The following is an 18,797-nucleotide window of genomic DNA, read 5'->3' as shown; positions in this document are numbered from 1 at the left end:
TTTCACGCTCTACTTACCCTTATCGCGGGGAACAAACCAATCTGACAAGAGGGGTTCGCAGCCGCTCCGCTTGTTTCCGTTTCCGATGAGGGCAGGCGCAAGCCGCCGCTGCATAGCAAGCGGCCGGCCACCGCATCGAAGTGCTGCGGTAACCGGCCGGCCTGAGGCATTGCTATAGTTAGCTGAACCGGCCCTGAAGGCGGCGGTTATGAACGCATTCGTGAACGCGGCGTTCATGACAAAGGTGTTCATGACAACGGCGTTCATGACAACGGCGTTCACGACAGCGACAGCCGCGCGAACGACGGTCAAGAAGCGCTCTCGCTGCCCTCGCGGTAGCGGTGAATCGATACGACCTTGTTCCGTTCCGGTTCTTCCGCTGCTTTCGGCTCCGTATACGGCAGCACGATGTCGAACGTCGTGCCCTCTCCCACGCGGCTGCTGACCTCGATGCCGCCCTGATGGTTGTCGACGATTTTGTACGACACCATAAGCCCGAGTCCGGTCCCCTTCTCTTTGGTCGTATAGAAAGGCTGCCCGATCTTGACTAGCTGCTCCTGCGCGATGCCCGGTCCCTGGTCCGCGATGCGTACGATAATGCGTCCGCCGGCGTCGCGCAGGCAGCATACTTCGATGACGCCTCCGTCCATCATGATCTCGATCGCATTCTTGATCACGTTGATGAAGACCTGCTTCAGCTGGTTCTCGACGCCCTGCACCCAGAGCGGTTCGTCGCCAAGGCTCGTTTCGATGACGATGTCGTGCAGAATCGCCTGCGCATCCAGCAGCGTGACCGTATCCGACATGACCGCGCGGATGTCCATATAGGTCAGCTCGTAGATCTGCGGCTTGGAGAGCATGAGCAGCTCGCTCACGATCGATTCGATGCGATTCAGCTCGGATTTCATGATATCGTAATAATTTTTGCCGCTCTTGCCTGACGTGATGAGCTGCAGGAAGCCCTTGAGCGACGTCAGCGGATTGCGGATCTCGTGCGCGATGCCCGCGGCGAGCTGCCCGGCGACGTACAGCTTCTCGGAATTGATGAGCAGCTCCTCGTTCTTCTTCCGCTCTGATATATCGCGGATGATGACTTGAATGACCGGCTTGCCCGACAGCCTCGTGGCCGACACGATCACTTCGGTATTTACCGTCTTGCCCTTCACGGTCACCCAATCCATCTCGACCGGCGTCCAGCTTTCCTTCTGCCGCGACGTCTGCAGCAGCAGCCTCATGCCGGCATGGAAGCGCGGCTGCAGATGCAGGAAAATGCTTTTGCCGATCAGGTCGCGCTCGTTCTCCGCTTCGAATATCCGCAAGCCGGAATGGTTGATGTATTCCCACCGGTCGTTCGAAATGACCGCGATCATGTCGATCGAGTTCTCGACGAGCAGCCGGTACCGTTCGTTCATGGCCATATACCGGCGATCCACGTAGCGGGCCACGATGCTGAACGCGAATATCACCAGCGTCGCAAGGCCGAGGACGACGGACAGCAGCTGCATGTACTCATTCAGCCGGTCGGCGGTCAATACGACGGCGCTGCGGTTCCCTACCGAGCTGAGCCCGAACAGCTCCATGATCATGCCGGAGCAGCCGAGGAGCAGACCGGGCAGAAGCGCATGGCCCGGTTTACGGTCAGACAGATAGAACGAGGCGGCCGTTCCGATCAGGCTGAACAGAAACGTGAAGCAGGCGAACGCCGGATCGATGCTGAGCGATTCCGCCTGCCGGCCCGGCAGCGAGGCGAACATGACCAGATTGGCGCCGAACGCCATCAGCACGCTGCCGCCGAACAGGCGGACGGCCTGCCCCCGGCGCGACCCCAACAGTCTGAACGAGCCGTAGGTGCAGGCTAGAATGCCGAACAGCTTGACGCCGGCCGTCCAATCTATCACGATGGCGGCATTGGTCGACAGCATGATGATGATATGGCTGATCCATACGCCCAAGGCATAGACGAGCGCTCCGCTGAAGAGCCAATAGCGCTGCATGGCGCGCACCCGGTTGAGCGGCCCGATCATGCTATAGACGGTAATCGATGCGAATAGCTGGATAACCATTGCAAGCGCTGCCATTTTCCAGCTGTCGCTGAGTATAGGTTCGATCATCGGACATCTCCATTTTCCGCATAGATAAGGATGCATTCGTCATGCTTTCGTCACCATCCACTTCGACATATTTCCAGAAAATCCTTTTTTCCGCGACAAAACCTTCCCGCGAAGTTTGGCGATATGCAAAATCAGTTGAACTGTGCATGCGGTCCGCTATAATTAAAGTACCGGGAGGAGTGGAATCATGGTTAAAATCTTAAAGGAATTCAAAGAATTCGCGGTCCGCGGCAACGTGCTCGATCTCGCGGTCGGGGTCATCATCGGCGGCGCGTTCGGCAAAATCGTCACCTCGCTCGTGAACGACATCATCATGCCGCCGATCAGCCGGCTGCTCGGCAACGTCAATTTAGTGGACAAGTTTATTCAAATATCGAAGCTGGATACGGAACATCCGCATACGCTGGACGCGGCGCAGAAGGCTTCCGTCACGGTCATCGCCTACGGGAACTTTCTCAACGTCATCCTGGACTTCGCGATCGTCGCGTTCTGTATCTTCATGATCGTCAAGGGAGCGAACGCGCTGCGCCGGCTGGGCACGGTGGAACCGGTCGAGCCCGCGGAGCCGACCGAGCGGGACTGCCCGTACTGCCTGTCCAAAATCCCGATCAAAGCGACGCGTTGCTCGCACTGCACGTCCCATCTCGAACCCGTGGAGACGGAGCTTGAGCTTGAGGGAGGCTTGTCCTAGCCCATGGGCGGACAGACGCCGCTAGGCGGCGAAGAGCATTTCGATTATTGCGACGAGCACGGCGTCCGGCTCGGGACGGCGCCGCGCAGCGAAGTGCATGCCCGCGGGCTGTGGCACCGCTCCATCCACTGCTGGCTGGGACGGCGCGACGGCGGCCGCAGGCTTGTCCTGTTCCAGCAGCGCTCTCCTTGGAAAGACACGTTCCCGGAGCGCTTCGACATCACCGCCGCCGGCCATCTCGCCGCGGGCGAGACGATGCGGGAGGCGGCCCGGGAGATCGAGGAAGAGCTGGGCGTCGCCGCCCCGTTCGAATCGCTGCTCCCGTTCGGCGAAGCCCGCATGGAGAAATCCGGCACCGCGAAGGGGGCGGCGTTCCTCGACCGCGAAATCAGCGGCGTGTACGGCTTCGTCTATTCCGGATCGCTCGCCTCGCTGACGCTGCAGCAGGAAGAAGTGTCCGGCGTGTACGAGGCCGAGCTTGACGCGATGATCGCCCTGTTCGACGGCCGCTTGCAGCATGTCCGCGCGACGGGCATTCGCCTCGGCGAGGACGGCCGGACCGTCCCCGCCGAGGCGGTCGTTACGGCTTCCGGCTTCGTGCCGCGCCCGGCTTCTTACTATACGGACGTATTCCGCGCCCTGCTGCTTCACTTATGAACGGCTGCGCCGGCGTACGAGAAGGACCGCTGCGAAGCGGTCCTTCTTGCGCTGCGCCCGCAGCGCCCGCCTTGCCAGCTAACCTCGCTAATCCCGCTGATCGCGTTGGCTCCTTTGATCCCGGTGATCGCGATACGCCGCCGACGGCACTCCGCTTGGCGCGCGTTCCCGCGGCCAGCCGGCTGCCGCTTCTTCCCCGCGCCGAACCGGCCGATGCATTGCTCCCGGCTCCCCGCGCATTGCCCGTCGCCCGCTCCCAATTCCGGTACCATTGATCGATCATCCCGTGAATGTTATAGAACAACGTGCTCTGCGGCGCGAGATCGAAGTCGTTGAGATACGGTTCCCCGTAAATTCTCGCGGCCTCCTGATGGATGCAGCCGTGTAAATTCGACTGCTCCAGGAACAGCCCCAGCTGGTCCGCCGAGCCGAACGACTGCGGATTGTACAGCACGCGCGCCTCGGCCTGCCGATTGTAGCAAGGCGTATTGCGGATCGCCTCCGGCACGCCCTGCCAAGCGGCTATGAGCCGCGGATCCAATCCTTGCGCGTTGTACCACTGGTACACCTTATTGATGAATTGCCGGTGAAACTGCAGAAAGTTCAATCCGTACCCCGGCGGCAGCTGTGAAGGATCGTCATAGTGATTGGCATGATGCCAGTGCATATGCTCTTGCAGCAGCGACTGCGGAAAATCCGGAATGATCGGCATACCCGTCCCCTCGCTTTCCAAGCATTATGGTCAGCTTATGCGGCATGCCCGCCATCCGTTCGGAAATCCGGGCTGCCGCCCGGTACAGGAACCGACCGGCAGTCCGGCGGTTAAACGACAAATGCCGGGAAAATGTCCAAGACGTCGGACATTCCCCGGCATTTCCCCGTTAACGGCGTTAGCTGGCTGGCATTAGAAACGATCGCGGCAGAATTGGTTGGATACGCAAATGTCGAAGCTGATGCGGACGTCGCAGCATTGGCCGAACGTGCACTCGATGCGGACGCAGGAATAACGGCCTTGTTGGAAGAAACAGACAACATGACAGTTGGCGCCGATCAATTCTTCGAGCAGTTTGCGGTTGCGGCAGCGGATAGCGCGAACGACTTTGGCGGCGACGACAGGGTTCTTGAACTGGTGAAACAGATCGCTCAGATCAGCCCCGGCTTCTTGAATGCCTTCCACGGCCGGATCCCGGCGGTTGCAGCATTGGTTGCCCATGCTGACCCCCCCGAGCATTTCGTTCGATACGCGCGCCGACTTGCGGCCGGAACGGGATTTGGACTTGCTGGACGTACGAACGGCTTTGACATTCTTGATTTTTACTGACACCTGAATTCCTCCCTTATTGAAGAGCTACCATACTCTATGAGAGGAAAGATATCTTTGTATAAGACAAGAATCCAACATCATGCGCCCAAGCTGTCCGCCAGCGTTATCGCGCGGGCAAGCGCCTCGCCTGTCAGGCGCCCGGCCGCGGGAGCGGGCCGCCGGCTATGCTTCCGTCAGCTCCGCCCACTCCGCGACCATGCGCTCCAGCGCTTCCTGCGCCGCCTCGCGCTCCGCCCACCGGCGGCTCAGTTCGTCGGCGGCCTCCGCGCGAGCGAGCGCTTCATCCAGATCGCCGATCCGCGCTTCCGCCTCGGCGATCCGTTCCTCCAGCTTCTCGCGCGCGTACGCGGCCCTGCCGCGGGATTTCGCGGGCGCAGCCGGCTCCTGGCGCGCTTCCGCCTTGGCCGCCGCTCCGCCAGGCGGCGGCACCGCCGCATTGGCACCGGCGTCCGTCCCCCGCAGCTCCGCGCGTTTGGCTTTGTAGTCGTCGAAGCCGCCTTGGTAGACGGTAATGCGCCCTTGATCCAGCTCCCATATTTTCCGGGACAGCCGGTTGATGAAATAGCGGTCGTGCGTCACCGCGAGCAGCGTGCCCGCGAACTCCTCGAGCGCTTCCTCCAGCGCCTCCCGCGAGGCGATGTCCATATGGTTGGTCGGCTCATCCAGAATGAGCAGGTTCGGCTTGCGCTGCACGAGCAGCGCCAGCCGCAGCCGCGTCCACTCCCCGCCCGAGAGCGAGCTGACCGGCTTGAACACGTCGGCGCCGTAGAACAGATACGCCGCCAGACGGTTTCTGGCTTCCCCTTCCTCAAGCTGCGCTTCCTCGCGGAAATACGCCAGCACCGTCTTCTTCCGGTCCTCGGGGTAATCCTGCTGCGCCAGGTAACCGATATCTACCCGCGCGCCGATCTCGAGCTTCCCTTGCTCGGGCGTCACTTCGCCCAGCATCATTTTCAACAGCGTCGATTTGCCCGATCCGTTATGCCCCAGCAGCATCACTTTCTCCCCATACTCCAGCAATCCGCTGGCCCCCTCCAGCAGCACCTTGCCGCCGTAGCGCTTATGCACGTCTTCGAACGCGATAACGCGCTTGCCGGAGCGGTCATCCGCGCACAGCGCGAATTCCGCCGACTTCGGATCGAGGACGGGGCGCTTCAGCTTCTCCATCCGATCCAGCGCCTTCTGCATGGAGGCCGCCCGGCGGAAGAACTTCTCGTTCCCTCCGACGCGCCCCCACTCCGTCAGCTGCTTGATCGTCTCTCTCATCTTCTTGATCTTCTTCTGCTGCTCCTGGTAGTCGGCGAACTGCTGCAGCAGCCGCGCCTCCTTCTCTTTCATATAGCCCGTGTACGAGGTCTGATAGGTCGCGGACTCCCCGTCTTCCAGTTCAACGATCTTGGTGACGACCCGGTCCAGGAAGTAACGGTCATGGGACACGATGAAGCAGGCGCCGCCATAGTGGAGCAAATACTCCTCGAGCCATTCCACGCTGGCCAGATCGAGATGGTTCGTCGGCTCGTCGAGCAGCAGCAGCTCCGGCTTGACGATCAGCTGCGACGCGAGCGCGACCTTGGTCTTCTCTCCGCCGGACAGCGAAGCGAAGCTCCGCCGGTACGTCTCCCGGGCAAAGCCGAGCCCGGTTGCCACCTGGTCGATCCTGGCGTCGAGCTCGTAGCCGCCTTCGCGCTCGAAGCGCTCCTGCAGCTGCGCGTACCGCTCCAGCAGCTTGTCGATCGCGCCGCCGTCCCCCGTGTCCGCCATGCGCTGCTCCAGCTCCGACATCTCGGCGCGGCACGCGATCAGCGGCCGGAAGCCGGAGGCGAGCACATCGTACACCGTGCCGGCTTCCCATTCCGTCGGGATTTGGGCGAGATAGCCGATCGTCAGCTCTTTGCGCGCCGTTAACTGCCCGTCGTCCGGCTTCTCCAGCTTGGAGACGAGCCGCAGCAGCGTCGATTTGCCGCTGCCGTTCCGTCCTACGAGCCCGACGCGTTCTCCTTGATGGATGTCGAACGTGACATCGGCCAGCACCAGCTTGGCGCCATGGTATTTCTGTATATGTTGAGCACTGATTATCATCATCGCGAAGGATCCTCCTTGGTAATGAAGACCCTATCCTGAACATACCGGAAGCAACAAAAAAAGACCGCAGGAAAATTCCTACGGCCTTCGGGGATCGCTCCGAACGAGGTTAAGGTAGGCGTCTTCTCATGAGTTGTGATGCCGTATGAGCGCTAATGGACAGACTTCTCCCGTTGCGAGCAAAAGCATGAACGATGCCAGCCATCGCAATCGGCAACTGGCTCACACGGTTGTTCACGAACTCTTGATTCATCCTACCTTCACCTCCATTTCCTGCTGATTACAGCCAGCATAACATAGCCGCCCGGCCATTCGCAACCGAGCAGCGCCCATTTCAATCGGTACCTGGTCGCCCGCTGCCCCTATTCGAAGAAAATCGCCATCTTCTGATCGATCAGGTCGATCTGCGATGCCGCACCGCCCTTGTTGCCATCGAACAGCGCGGAGATCAGGAAAATCCGTTCCCGCTCCAACTGGATCTCATTGGAGTTGGCTTTCGTCTTATCGACAAACTGACCCGCCTTCGTGTCGTAGGCGTAGTCCAGATTATACGGCGTTGCTTCATACGCGTATTGGCGCCCATAGAGATTCATGACCTCGTCCTTGCTCATCCCGACGCGAGCCCCGCGCGCCGTGCGATAGACGCCTTCCGAGCCTTCCCCCAATAAGAAGCCCACGGCGGCATCCCCGCGATACGCGACGCGCACGCCCGAATCATACCCTGCGATGGGCTTTCCGTTATCGCCATCGCCCCCAACGACCGCCTCGACAGCCGCTCTCGAATCGCCGTAGCACAAGGTCTTGTTAGCCTCTATGCTGACGATACACTTATCCTTCTCCAAGAAAGCATCCGCCTGGAACGAAGTCGTTTGTCCCCGGCAGCCGCTGATCGCGAACAACGCGATTGCGCCGATTATCCCTAAGTTTCTCCTCTTCACGCAGCCCTCCCCTTTCGGGGCGTCGATCTCGCTTGTCGTCATCGGTACAACCCCAAACTGTTTTCGCTTCATAACCTTTAATCGCTGCGGCTCATCCAAGCGCGGAACAAGCTTTCCAGCTCGTCGCTTTGAATCCGGTACGCCTTGTCGCCCGACCTCGGGAGAAGCTCGATGCCGCCCGAAGTAGTGATGAGCAGGTCGTCCGATGTCCCGTCCATGTAGACGATCGTCGCCTCGCCCGCACCGCTATAACTCATGCCTAGCGTGAAGCCGTCCATCGGCGCATGCGCCATCAAGTCGACGGCCCGGGCTAACTCTTCCTCGGATAGGGACGGCGCATCGGCCGGGATGCCGATCCTCATCTCCTGCACCTCGCCGGCGAGCAGCCGCTTCTGGAACGCAGACGCATAGCCGGAGCTCCCGCCGCCGCCGAACGAGCAGCTCGACACCATAATAACGAGACCGATAATGGCTGCGATTACGCCGACCGCGCGGTTCGTGAAGAGCGCCGCCTCGGTCGGCTCGGCATCCTTGATGCGCCAACCGACCGAAAGGTACCACGACGGGTACGGGAACACCGCATTGAAAAGCCCTAGCAGCATGAGCAGAAAACCGCCCAACGCGAACGCCTCCTTCCATTCTGTAAGGTTATACGCGGCCGTTCGAGAATTGTTGCCGAATTCCGCGCCGGACGACTCCATTCGCTGGCGAACCGTTGAGCGTCCTTCGATGAGCGTTGAGAGATGAGCGTTTAGAGATGAAGCAGGTTCGCAAGCATAACTACAGCCTGCGCTGGTACTCCTGCCGGCCAAGAAAAAGGCCCCCTCCAAAATCGGACGGGTCCCGCTTCTTTTTTTACGGTGTAACAGCTCCATTTATCTTCCCGAAGTACGGGGCTAGCCTGGAGGAGAGCTGCTCAACCCGCTGCTGCTCTTCTTTGGTCAACTTCTCCTCATGTACGACTCCATTGGCATCAGTGATCTTCAGTTTTAATTGCACCAATTGCTTGGTCAGTTCCGTGTACTCCTTGAATTCGTCTTCCGTGAGCTTGCCTTTCGCTGCTTGAAGCAGTCCCTCGATTTCTTGATATTCTTCCTGTGTGCCGCCGTGCTGTTCAATGGCCGCAGAAGAACCAAAAATATCGTCGGCCAGATAAGAAGCAGCAAAAGCGGCGGACGGAATCAGGATGGCTACTGCGGCAATGCCTGCCAGCATGCGTTTTTTCATGGGCGATCTGCCTCTCTTCTCATTTGCATAGTGTTTATAGGACTGTTGGACGCGTCGATACATTTCAGGCGGGCAGTGCAACGTATCTGCCGCCTTGCGAAGCTCTTCGCGCAATTCTTTCATCCTCGATGTCCTGTTTGTTGAAGACGAGAAACGCAACCGTTCGATATACGTCCCGGTGCGTCGCCTGGTAGACAAGCTGAAATGCCGATTCGTCGCCTATGATTGCTTTTTCTAACAACTGCAGTAATTCATTATCATCCATGGGGGGCCCTCCCTGACGTGTTACAACCTTTAATTCGCTCTCACGGGGAGAAAGGTTCAGTACGAGAATAAACGTTTTGATTTTACTCGTCAGGCGTATTCTTGATATTTTATACGTTTGCCCCTGGTATCGCGGACGTTCCCGGGAACACGAAGAAGAAGAGAACACAATCACCTAGCTAGGCGACTTTGTTCTCTTCTTCTTCGGAGTTATTCTTTTCGAATAGGGCCAAATTTTTCTAGGGCCTGTAGTGGAGTAAGGGTTTGAAACGAGTAGAAGACACAAAAAAGCGCGGTTTCGAAATATCGAAAACCGCGCCGTTATTGGAATGAATGGTGCTGGTGAAGGGAATTGAACCCCCGGCCTACGCATTACGAGTGCGTTGCTCTACCCCTGAGCTACACCAGCTTGTCTTGAAGCAATGTCGCATAGGCGACTTTTATAATATACGCCATCCTGGGCGATGAGTCAACCCTCTGCTCAAAAAAAAATACCCACCGCCTTCAGCCGTCCTGCTCGTCTGTATCTCCCGCAGCCGACGCGCGTCTTCCCGCCCCCCGCACGCGGACGGACAAGGGATCGCGATCCATAGGCTCGCGATCCGGCATGGACGCCGGATCGCCGTCGGCATCGGTTCCGGCTTGAGAGACCGGCAGCCGCAGCGTAAATTTGCTGCCCGCTCCCTTCTGGCTCTCCAGCGACAACGTGCCGCCGAGCAGCCGCGCCAGCTGCAAGCTGATGGACAGCCCCAGCCCCGTTCCGCCGTATTTGCGATTGATGGAGCCGTCCTCCTGCCGGAAAGCCTCGAAGATGAGCTGCTGCTTCTCCGGCTCGATCCCGATGCCCGTATCCGTAATCGAGAACGCGATGCGCATCGGATGGACGATCCGCACGGCCGGCCGGCCCCAAGCGACCGGATTCCAGCTTCGCAGCCGCCGCTTCCGCAGCTCGCCGGGCTCGATCGGCACGCCGCCCTCCGCCTTGACGGAGAGAATTATGCTCCCGCTCTCGGTAAACTTGAACGCATTGGCGAGGAGGTTGCGCAGGATCTGATTGATCCGCAGCGCGTCGGTCACGATCGCCTCCGGCACCTGCGGCGAGATGTCCGTTTCGAACGTCAACCCTTTCTGGTCCGCGATCGGCAAAAACTGCTGATGGATCGTCTGCACGAGCTCTTCGATGGAGTGCGGCTCCATGTAGATATCCATTTTGCCGGCCTCGACCTTCGACAGGTCCAGAATATCGTTAATCAGCTGCAGCAGCTCGTTGCCGGCGCCGTTAATCAAGCCCGCATACTGCAGCTCCTCCGTGCCGCTTCCGCGCTCCTCCTCGCTTTCCTTCATCAGCTGGGAGAGCATGATGATGCTGTTGAGCGGCGTCTTCAGCTCATGCGACATGTTCGCGAGAAACTCCGATTTGTACTTGTTGGCCAGCATCAGCTCGCGCGCCTTCTCTTCCACCTCGCGCTTCGCTTCCCGCAGCTCGCGGGTTTGCCGGCGGAGCAGCATGTTCATTTTGCGCAATTCGTCCACGCGCTGCTGCTCCTTCTGGAAATCGCGGATCGTGAAGATCATGAGACCGCACAGCAGCAGCCGCAGCGGAAAGGCGTACACCCCGTATTCGAGCCAGAACGCCTTGACCGTCATGTCCGATACGAGACCGATCACGAGCGAGGCGGTGATCGCGAAAATCACGTTGACGGAGACGACCGCCACGATGCTCTTCGTCAGGAAGCTCCACGGCTTCCAGCGAAGCCAGGCGCTCATCCATGTACAGATAAGCCCCAGCACGATCAAATTCGCGCAGCTCGCGACGGCGGTTTCGTCGAAGCCGATGAACAACCGTCCGATCCCGATCCCGAAGCCGATTAGCGCGATGGCCGACAGGCTGGGGAAGACGAGCATGGCGACGATCAGCGGCAGGAAGCGCAAATCCAGTACAAGCAAGCCGTCCACGCGCAGGCCGAAGGCCATCGCAAGCCACCCGCCGATGATGAAGACGGCGATCGTAATGCCATATTTCACGCGCATCGGCGCATATTGAAACAAATACCGGTACCCCAGGTCGAACATATAGGCCAATGCGATAAGCAAGCTGATGTTGGCGAATACCGCTTTTGCGAATGCAAACGTCACTCTCGTAATCCCCCCGCCTTGTATATCCCGGTCATTACCCGCTCCGGCCAAGTTTGACGCAGCGGCGAAGCGTTGGCGGATAATACCTCCGGCCTTGAGCGCATAATACTCTCTACAATCCCCTCGCGCGCCGTCTTGGATTCCAAACCTGTTAGAAAAGGGTAAGCAAAACAAACAGCTGACTCATGTTCATTTTATAAGGGACTAAAACTCACCCTATACAATGGCAGTATTATAGAAACGGAGGTACAATGCAAATGACCAAAGTCATAACCTTCAAAAATCGTTCAGTGCCGGTACACTATCCTTCAGAGCAGTTGTCGTACATGGAGCTGCTGCAAAATAAATTGCAGGAAATGGAGTTCAATTTTGACTTTCGCAAGAAATGGAAGCGAATCAAGTCCGTCGAGATGGTGCGCGACGTAGCGATTCTCCAGTACAGCGACGGAACCAAGCTTTACCTGGAAGTGTGCTGATCCGGACCGCCGCTCTCGCTTCAGCATGAGCTGCGGCCCAGACGGCCAAAAGGCAGCCTGTGCTTCCGTCGGTCCCGGCCTGCGCCGCGGCCCGGAAGATGCACAGACTGCCTTTTTTTGCTTCGGCAGCACCTGTCGGCATGCTTCCGAATACCTGCCAGCCCCCTTGCTTTAGCAGGCATTTCTTCGTATCTCCCACGGCTGGCAGCCCAGCACCGCCCGCATTCGCGGACCTGTTCGCAGGTCTATCATCCTGCTCCCAATGGCATACGTAACCATACACGGACATAAAAACCCTTCTCGCCAGGCAAGCTTCGCGGGAAGGGTTTTCGCCGATTCGAACGCCTTATTGCGGCGCCGATTCGTCCTCGATGACATATTTGTAGCCGACGCCCCAGACGGTGCGGATAAAATGCGGCTCCTTCGGGTTCTTCTCCACCTTGCGGCGCAAGTTCACGATGTGCACGTCGATCGCCCGGTCCGTCACGAAGGAATCGAAGCCGCGGATCGCGTTAATCAAGTCCTCCCGGCTGAACACTTTGCCGGGATGCGTCAGGAAGAGCTTCATGATCTCGAATTCGGAGAACGTCGTCTCGACGAAATTGCCGCGCACGAGCAGCAGCCTGCGCTCGGAATCCAGCTTGATCTCCTTCTCGGCCGCCGTATCCGCCGCTTCCGCCGTCCGGCTCTCCGCCGCAGCGGCCTGCATCAGACGGGATCTGCGGATAAGCGCTTCCACGCGGGCGCTCAGCTCATGCATGCTGAACGGCTTGCACAGATAATCGTCCGCCCCGGCCCGCAAGGCCTGTACCCGTTCGGATACTTCCGATTTCATCGAAACGATCATGATCGGCACGGAGGAATGCTGGCGCATCCGGCCGCACAGCTCGATACCGTCCCAGTCCGGGAGCATAAGGTCAAGCAACACGACATCCGGCCCAAACTGCTCCAACAGCTTCAGCCCTTGTTCGCCGTTCTCTGCCTGCTTGATGTCGTATCCCTCGCCGGACATATACATGGACAGCATATCGCTCATCATTACATCATCTTCGATAATCAAGAGCTTGTACATGAAATGCCCCACCTCATGAAGGAATTCGTTCCATTGCGACAGTAAACGCGGAGCTGATCGGCGGCGCGTTTCACCTACTATAAATATACAATAGGAAGATCGCACCAACAATAGATTGTTAGAAAAATGTTAGGAACTGCTGTCGAATTCTGGCATAACGGTTGACAATTCATCCATCAAACGCCGCAGCACCGCGCCTGCTTCGGCAGCGGCGGACGCCAGGCCGGGCGCGGGCCGGCCGTCGCTCGCCGCCTTCAGCAGCAGCTCCAGCCGCTGCGCCGACGCCGCCAGCTCCTCGGCGGACAAATTGCCCGCCACGCCCTTCAGCGTATGCGCCATCCGGCGGGCGCCGGCGTAATCGCCGCTTTCCATCGCCCCCGCGAGACGCTCCTCGAACGTACGATAATCCTTGAGAAACAGCTTCAGCATATGCGTCAATATATCCCGTTTGCCGTTCACCCGCTGCAGCGCCTCGCCAAGCCGCAGGCCCGGTATTCCCCGTTCCAGCCATTCCTCGCCGGCGTTCGGCACCGGCATGTAGACCGCGCTCGCCGCATCCCGCTCCTTCTGCTTCGGTTTGGCCGAATCGGCCGGCTTGCCCTTGCCCGGGTCGACGCGCATCGACTTGCCGTAGCGCAGCCACTTGGCGATCACTTGCTGCAGCGCTCCGGAGTCGATCGGCTTCGTCAGCACGTCGTTCATCCCGAGCTGCATGTAGCGGTCGTGATCCTCCTGCATAATATTCGCGGTCAGCGCGACGATCGGCATGCGGTCGTACTTGGAGTCGAGGCGAATGACGCGGGCCGCCTCGTCGCCGTCCATCTCCGGCATATGGATATCCATCAGAATCAAGTCGTACCGTTTGACCGTCAGCTTCTTCAGCACCTCGTTCCCGGTCACGGCGACATCGACCTTGCAGCCCCATTCCCGCAGCTGTTCAACGGCCACGAGCTGGTTGATGTCGTTATCTTCGGCAAGCAAGATCGTGCCGTTCAACGGTTCCGGCATCGCGGAGGAAGCCGCCGTTTCCTTCAGCCCGTCGCCTTCCTTCCGCTCCTGACGGTCGAACAGCGTCAAGAGCGCCTGATACAGGCTGATCCGCGTGCAAGGCTTGACCAGAATCGCGTCGGGCCGATTCTCCTGCGGCAGCTTCAGCAGCTCCTCGCGGCCGTAAGCCGTCGTCAGCGCAATCGTCTTGACGCCGGCCTCCCTGGCCGTCTGATGCATCGCATGCCACGTTTCTTCGGCGTACATGTCCGGCATCTCGAAGTCGAGCAGCACCGCGAACGGAAGCACGCCGATCCCGGAACGGATCAGCCGCTCGTAGGCGGTTTTCCATGACCATAACGGAATCGGCATGAGCCCGCTCTCCTCGATCACCGTGCACAGACGCTCGCTCAAGAGCGCGTGATCCTCCACGACCCATACGCAGCAGTCCCTGCCGGCTTCGATGGCGAACCGGTCCGCAAGCGGCGGCTCGGCAACGGCCAAATCAAGCGTGAAGGAGAACAAGCTGCCCTTGCCGGGCTCGCTCTTCACCGAAATCGTGCCGCCCATCAGCTCCACCAGCCGCTTGACGATCACGAGGCCGAGGCCCGTCCCGCCGTATTTGCGATTCGTCTGCGCATTCGCCTGGACGAACGGCTTGAACAGGTTGCTGAGCTGCTCTTCCGTCATGCCGATGCCGGTATCCTCGACGGTGAACGCGATACGGACGCGGCCGGCCTTCATCTCCCCTTCGTCCGGCATCCGCAGCCGCAGCCGAACGAATCCGCGTTCCGTGAATTTGATGGCGTTGATGCACAGATTCAGCAAAATTTGCTCGATCCGCAGCCAATCCCCGATCAGCGACTCCGGCAGCTGCAGCGGCGTCTCCATGACGAATTGGAACTGCTCCTTGCCGCCGACGAAGACGCTGAGCGTCTCGCTCAGCTTCTGGATCAGGTTGTACGGATCGAACGGCATCTCGTTCAGCTCGATTCGGCCCGCCTCTGCTTTGGAGAAATCCAGAATATCGTTGATGATCGTGAGCAGCGCTTGCGAAGAATCCCGCATTTTGTGCAAGTAATCAAGCTGCAGCGGCGTAAGCTCCGTCTTCTGCATCAGGCCCGTCAGTCCGATGATGCCGGCGAGCGGCGTCCGGATTTCGTGGCTGATCTGAGCCAGGAAGTGGCTCTTGGCAACGTTCGCGCTTTCCGCTTCGCGCTTGGCCTGCTCCAGCTCGAACTGTACGCGCTTCGGTTCGGAGATATCCCTCGCGATGCAGGAGTAGAACGCTTCCCCGTTCTCGTCGTCCCGGTGCAGCACCAGAATTTTGGAGACGGGAATAAACTCGCCCTGCAGCGTGCGGAGAAGCGCTTCCTTCTCCCGGTAGCCGGCCGATTGCGCGTCCTCGATGCCGTCGAGCAGCTCTTCGATCGTGCGCTTCGGCACATCCTCCACGCCCATCGCGGAGGGCTGCATGCCAAGCAGCGCCTTACCCGCCTCGTTAATGTAGAGCAGCCGGCCTGTCTTGTCGAACGTAGCGATCAAGTCCTTGGCGGCCCCCAGCACCTTCAGCTGCTGGCTTCGCACCTGCTCGGCCTGCTTCTGCTGCGTAATATCGCGCGCAATGGCGGCCACGCCGATAAACCGGCCTTCCCGGTCCAGCATGCCGTTCGAGCTGTGCGCGACCGGGAAGCGCGTGCCGTCCTTGCGAATATAGTTCCATTCTCTTTCGTAAGTGAACTGCTCCTCGCGCAGCATGCGGAACACCGTGATATCCGCGGGAACCGCCATGCCGTACGTCCGGCTGAGGCGGGCCGCCTCCCTCGCGATGTCGCCCGGATCGATGAACAGGAGACCGGTGGCATGCTGAATCACTTCCTCGGCCTTATAGCCGAGCATCCGCTCCGCGGCTTTGCTGAAGTAGGTCACTCTGTACTCGCTGTCCAGAACGATGAACGCAAACTGGTTCTGGTTGATCATGGCATCCATCTGTCCGAACATGCCGCTTAGATGATGCTTCATCTGATTGACGGAATTCGACAGCTGCGACAGCTCGTCCCCGCCGTTGTCGACGACGTTGTTCACATCGAAACGGCCTGCCGCGGCTGCTTCCGTGACGCTAATAATGCGTTTGAGACGTAGAATAATCGGATACGAGAACAAGAATAGAAGAACGGCCAGAATCGATTCCGCGATGACGATCAACAGGATCGAGCGCCATTTGATTTCCGAGAGGGGCTCGCCGAATTCCCGGTGCGGCACGTTCAAGGCAAGATGCCATGACGTGCCTTGGACATTGGCGTAGAAGAGGAAGGATTCGCCGGACGTTCCGTCCAGCTTGACGAAACCGTCCGGGCTCGTCAGCATCTGCTTGGCCGCCGGATAGAACGGGGAATCCGGGGACGTAATCGCATTCGCCGCGGTCGGCAACCCGCCGGCACCCGACGCGTCGATGATCCGCCCTTCTTTGTTGAACATGAACAGGGCATCGGAATCTCCGGCATGCGCAGGCGTATACATATGACCCTTGTACACTTGTTCCACGGACATGGAGGCGTCCACTACGCCTACGACCTCGTTGTTGCGGCCGTACACGGGAACTTGAATGACGATGCTGACGGTGCTGCCTTGCTGACGGATGAAAGGCTTGGTGACCATCGTGCCGCCCCTCATGGCAGCGGCAAAGGCGGGCTCGGCCGAAATGTCGACGACCTCCCCGTCGCCGAGCGTCAAGCGTCCGGCGGCATCCGCGAATCCGAGCGCGGCGAAAGGAGAGCCCGAACGGTCGAATTCGCGGCGGAAGTATTGCAGCCGTTCCTGTTCGGAGCCGAACCGCACGATATCGGTTCGGCTCATGACCTCCGCCTCGGCAATGCGGGCCGAGAACCATGCCGAGAGATTGTAGGCCGCGTTCTGGACATTCGTGCCGGCCTTGTCGACCAGCGCTTCAAGAATGGTGTGTTTCGCTGCCGAATAGTTGCCGTATCCGACGATAGACAGCACGCCCGCGGTGATGAATAGAATGAGAACCAATACCTTCGTCCTGAGTGACCATTTTCCCAATGCCCAATCCCCCTGCGCCCGTAGATCGTAATGCCCTCATTATACCTCCGGCGGAAATCGCTTCATAGGGAATTCGCTGGGAATGATCACACCTCTTGCAATTTCGTCTGCGGCTGCTGCAGCCGTTGTATGTAGTAGTGTTTCGAACAGTATCCCTTGGTGACGGAGAACCTGCCGCAATTGACCCATTTGCAGGCGGTAGGCTCGGCGGCCTGGCGGACTTTGATGACCGCCGGATCTCCATGTCTAAGCCAGCGCTGGTGGTGCATCGCGCACATTTTCTTCGCCTTTACCGGTTTGCCGCAAGCAGGGACGATACAATTGCCCATCTCTAGAATCTTCCTCTCGATGCAAGAATCTCATGATGCGTTTTTGTCTTATTATGAGGGAATCCGAATCGTTTGGAAAGTCCTCGCATGCCGCAATTCCACTATAAATGATGGGATTCGCAGAAATGCCCGGGCGTCATTTCCACATCGGTTCCAGAGCTGCAGCGGGCTGTTAAAATAGTGAAAACGCCTCGTCCGAGCAGCCATGGGGGTTCCCCGTTTCGGCAAGGCGATTTGCGGCAGAATGCAGCCGTCCCGTCCGCATCCGACGCAAATCTCGCTTCTTCGCGACATACCTGTTGAAATGTAGTTCCCCCCCTCTTATACTGTTGTATAAATCAGACTAGCCATAGATTGCGAGGGGACGCCGTTTGACGCTTTCTGCCGTTGTTTTTCAGCACCTCAAAACGCCGCTGGCCGTTGTCGTGATCGATCATGACGATGATTGCCGCTTTGATGTGGCCAACAAAGCTTTCGCTCGTCTCGTGGGCTGCTCCGAGGACGTGCTCGAGGGTCTGCCGCCGGAGCGATTGTTCACCGAATGGGACAGAAGCGCGCTGCAGTCGTCCAATCGGCACGAGACCACCCTGCTCCGGCATTCGGACGGCGATCATCCGCCCCGACTGCTCCTTACCTGCGAGGCGCTGGCCGATACGAAGGGCGACGCCTTCCTGCTCACTGCCGAAGACATCAGCGCCAATTCGTGGATCGACCGCCTATGCGAGACGCAGAAAGTGCTCATCGCCGGCATCCTTAACGAGCGCTACGCGATCGAGCGCATGTTCAAGTATTACCCGACGCCCGTCTTCGACAATTATCGGTTTCCGGTCGGCGAGCCGCTGGACGCTTACTTGGATGACGACGAACGAGAACGGCTCATCTCCGTACTCGAGCTGACGTCGCGGCAGGCCCGTACGCATCAGATCGCCGTCCGCACCAAAGCCCTGAACGATGGCGTGCAGCTCGACCTGAACATGATGTATCGTCCGTTCTGTCATACGGACGGCAGCTTGAAGCACATCGCCTTCATCGTGTCGGATATTCGTTCGGCAGCCGATTCCGAGTCCAATGCCGCCGATTCGTCCGTGACCTTGAAAGTGCTTATGGCGCGCAGTTACATGTCCGCCCAGCAGCTATCCGCCGCGACGGGCATCTCGATGCAGACGATTTCCAAGCTGCGCAACGGCAAGATCAACAAGCCGCAGCGTCAGACGGCACTGCTCATCGCACAGGCATTGAAGGTCGCACCGCAGGATATTTGGCCTTAAAACAGAAAAAGCCATCGAATGCCTAAATCCGAGGCACGCTGCGCCCCGATAGTTTAGTGCATTAAAGCGTCTTCCTATAAACGGGATGTAGCGTTACAGCGTTGCCCGATTTGTGAATTTATGCGTTGAAGCAGCGCTGCCGCAGTGCCCGTCAGAGAGCTTGCGGAGCTTG

Annotated in this window: 16 protein-coding genes and 1 tRNA gene; 4 read left to right on the top strand and 13 right to left on the bottom strand. The window is 59.0% G+C overall.

Features of this window, described 5'->3' with window-relative positions; all coding sequences use genetic code 11:
- Positions 1-308 precede the first annotated feature (308 nt).
- On the bottom strand, positions 309-2,111 hold the full coding sequence (locus tag GXP70_RS03995) for an ATP-binding protein (RefSeq protein ID WP_162355278.1): 1,803 nt from the start codon (positions 2,109-2,111) through the stop codon (positions 309-311).
- 187 nt (positions 2,112-2,298) lie between these two features.
- Here GXP70_RS03995 and mscL point away from each other — a divergent pair, with 187 nt between their 5' ends.
- Both mscL and GXP70_RS03985 read left to right on the top strand, forming a co-directional pair.
- Complete coding sequence (gene mscL, locus GXP70_RS03990; protein WP_162355277.1) at positions 2,299-2,802, top strand: large conductance mechanosensitive channel protein MscL; 504 nt, start codon at positions 2,299-2,301, stop codon at positions 2,800-2,802.
- A gap of 3 nt (positions 2,803-2,805) precedes the next feature.
- Positions 2,806-3,459 (top strand): NUDIX hydrolase, encoded by a 654-nt coding sequence (locus tag GXP70_RS03985; RefSeq protein ID WP_162355276.1) that lies wholly within the window; start codon positions 2,806-2,808, stop codon positions 3,457-3,459.
- Here the strand turns inward: GXP70_RS03985 and GXP70_RS29485 are convergent.
- The 9 genes from GXP70_RS29485 to GXP70_RS03940 all read right to left on the bottom strand — a co-directional run bounded on the left by GXP70_RS29485 (position 3,383) and on the right by GXP70_RS03940 (position 11,430).
- Positions 3,383-4,171 carry a hypothetical protein gene (locus tag GXP70_RS29485; protein ID WP_192043412.1) on the bottom strand — a complete coding sequence of 263 codons (789 nt, stop codon included), beginning with the start codon at positions 4,169-4,171 and terminating at the stop codon, positions 3,383-3,385. The genes GXP70_RS03985 and GXP70_RS29485 overlap by 77 nt on opposite strands.
- 192 nt (positions 4,172-4,363) lie before the next feature.
- Positions 4,364-4,783, bottom strand: coding sequence for a hypothetical protein (locus GXP70_RS03975; RefSeq protein ID WP_162355275.1), 420 nt, complete (start codon positions 4,781-4,783; stop codon positions 4,364-4,366).
- 162 nt (positions 4,784-4,945) lie between these two features.
- The gene (gene abc-f, locus GXP70_RS03970) at positions 4,946-6,865 is read right to left on the bottom strand and encodes a ribosomal protection-like ABC-F family protein (RefSeq protein ID WP_162355274.1); all 1,920 of its coding nucleotides are present in this window, start codon (positions 6,863-6,865) and stop codon (positions 4,946-4,948) included.
- Between the two features lie 362 nt (positions 6,866-7,227).
- The gene (locus tag GXP70_RS03965) at positions 7,228-7,803 is read right to left on the bottom strand and encodes a hypothetical protein (protein WP_162355273.1); all 576 of its coding nucleotides are present in this window, start codon (positions 7,801-7,803) and stop codon (positions 7,228-7,230) included.
- A gap of 77 nt (positions 7,804-7,880) precedes the next feature.
- The gene (locus GXP70_RS03960) at positions 7,881-8,423 is read right to left on the bottom strand and encodes a DUF6199 family natural product biosynthesis protein (protein WP_162355272.1); all 543 of its coding nucleotides are present in this window, start codon (positions 8,421-8,423) and stop codon (positions 7,881-7,883) included.
- Between the two features lie 235 nt (positions 8,424-8,658).
- The gene (locus GXP70_RS03955) at positions 8,659-9,030 is read right to left on the bottom strand and encodes a DUF3600 domain-containing protein (RefSeq protein WP_225442654.1); all 372 of its coding nucleotides are present in this window, start codon (positions 9,028-9,030) and stop codon (positions 8,659-8,661) included.
- Between the two features lie 64 nt (positions 9,031-9,094).
- Positions 9,095-9,295 carry a hypothetical protein gene (locus GXP70_RS03950; RefSeq protein WP_225442653.1) on the bottom strand — a complete coding sequence of 67 codons (201 nt, stop codon included), beginning with the start codon at positions 9,293-9,295 and terminating at the stop codon, positions 9,095-9,097.
- 333 nt (positions 9,296-9,628) lie between these two features.
- A tRNA-Thr gene (locus tag GXP70_RS03945) sits at positions 9,629-9,703 on the bottom strand.
- A gap of 95 nt (positions 9,704-9,798) precedes the next feature.
- A complete protein-coding gene (locus tag GXP70_RS03940; protein WP_162355270.1) occupies positions 9,799-11,430 on the bottom strand; it encodes a sensor histidine kinase in 1,632 nt (543 codons plus the stop codon).
- A gap of 257 nt (positions 11,431-11,687) precedes the next feature.
- Here GXP70_RS03940 and GXP70_RS03935 point away from each other — a divergent pair, with 257 nt between their 5' ends.
- Positions 11,688-11,906: a hypothetical protein gene (locus tag GXP70_RS03935; RefSeq protein ID WP_162355269.1), complete on the top strand. Its 219-nt coding sequence runs from the start codon at positions 11,688-11,690 to the stop codon at positions 11,904-11,906.
- A 346-nt stretch (positions 11,907-12,252) separates the two neighbouring features.
- Here GXP70_RS03935 and GXP70_RS03930 read toward each other — a convergent pair whose 3' ends face one another.
- From GXP70_RS03930 to GXP70_RS03920, 3 genes are all read right to left on the bottom strand, one after another.
- The gene (locus GXP70_RS03930) at positions 12,253-12,978 is read right to left on the bottom strand and encodes a response regulator transcription factor (RefSeq protein WP_162355268.1); all 726 of its coding nucleotides are present in this window, start codon (positions 12,976-12,978) and stop codon (positions 12,253-12,255) included.
- Positions 12,979-13,107: 129 nt separating this feature from the next.
- Positions 13,108-17,028: a response regulator gene (locus GXP70_RS03925; protein ID WP_162355267.1), complete on the bottom strand. Its 3,921-nt coding sequence runs from the start codon at positions 17,026-17,028 to the stop codon at positions 13,108-13,110.
- An 86-nt stretch (positions 17,029-17,114) separates the two neighbouring features.
- Positions 17,115-17,357: a hypothetical protein gene (locus GXP70_RS03920; RefSeq protein ID WP_162355266.1), complete on the bottom strand. Its 243-nt coding sequence runs from the start codon at positions 17,355-17,357 to the stop codon at positions 17,115-17,117.
- A 371-nt stretch (positions 17,358-17,728) separates the two neighbouring features.
- Here GXP70_RS03920 and GXP70_RS03915 point away from each other — a divergent pair, with 371 nt between their 5' ends.
- The gene (locus tag GXP70_RS03915) at positions 17,729-18,625 is read left to right on the top strand and encodes a helix-turn-helix domain-containing protein (RefSeq protein ID WP_162355265.1); all 897 of its coding nucleotides are present in this window, start codon (positions 17,729-17,731) and stop codon (positions 18,623-18,625) included.
- Positions 18,626-18,797 lie beyond the last annotated feature (172 nt).

Origin of the sequence: Paenibacillus lycopersici (assembly GCF_010119935.1) — a bacterium.
Lineage (GTDB): Bacteria > Bacillota > Bacilli > Paenibacillales > Paenibacillaceae > Paenibacillus_Z > Paenibacillus_Z lycopersici.
This window is presented reverse-complemented; position numbering and strand designations above follow the sequence as displayed.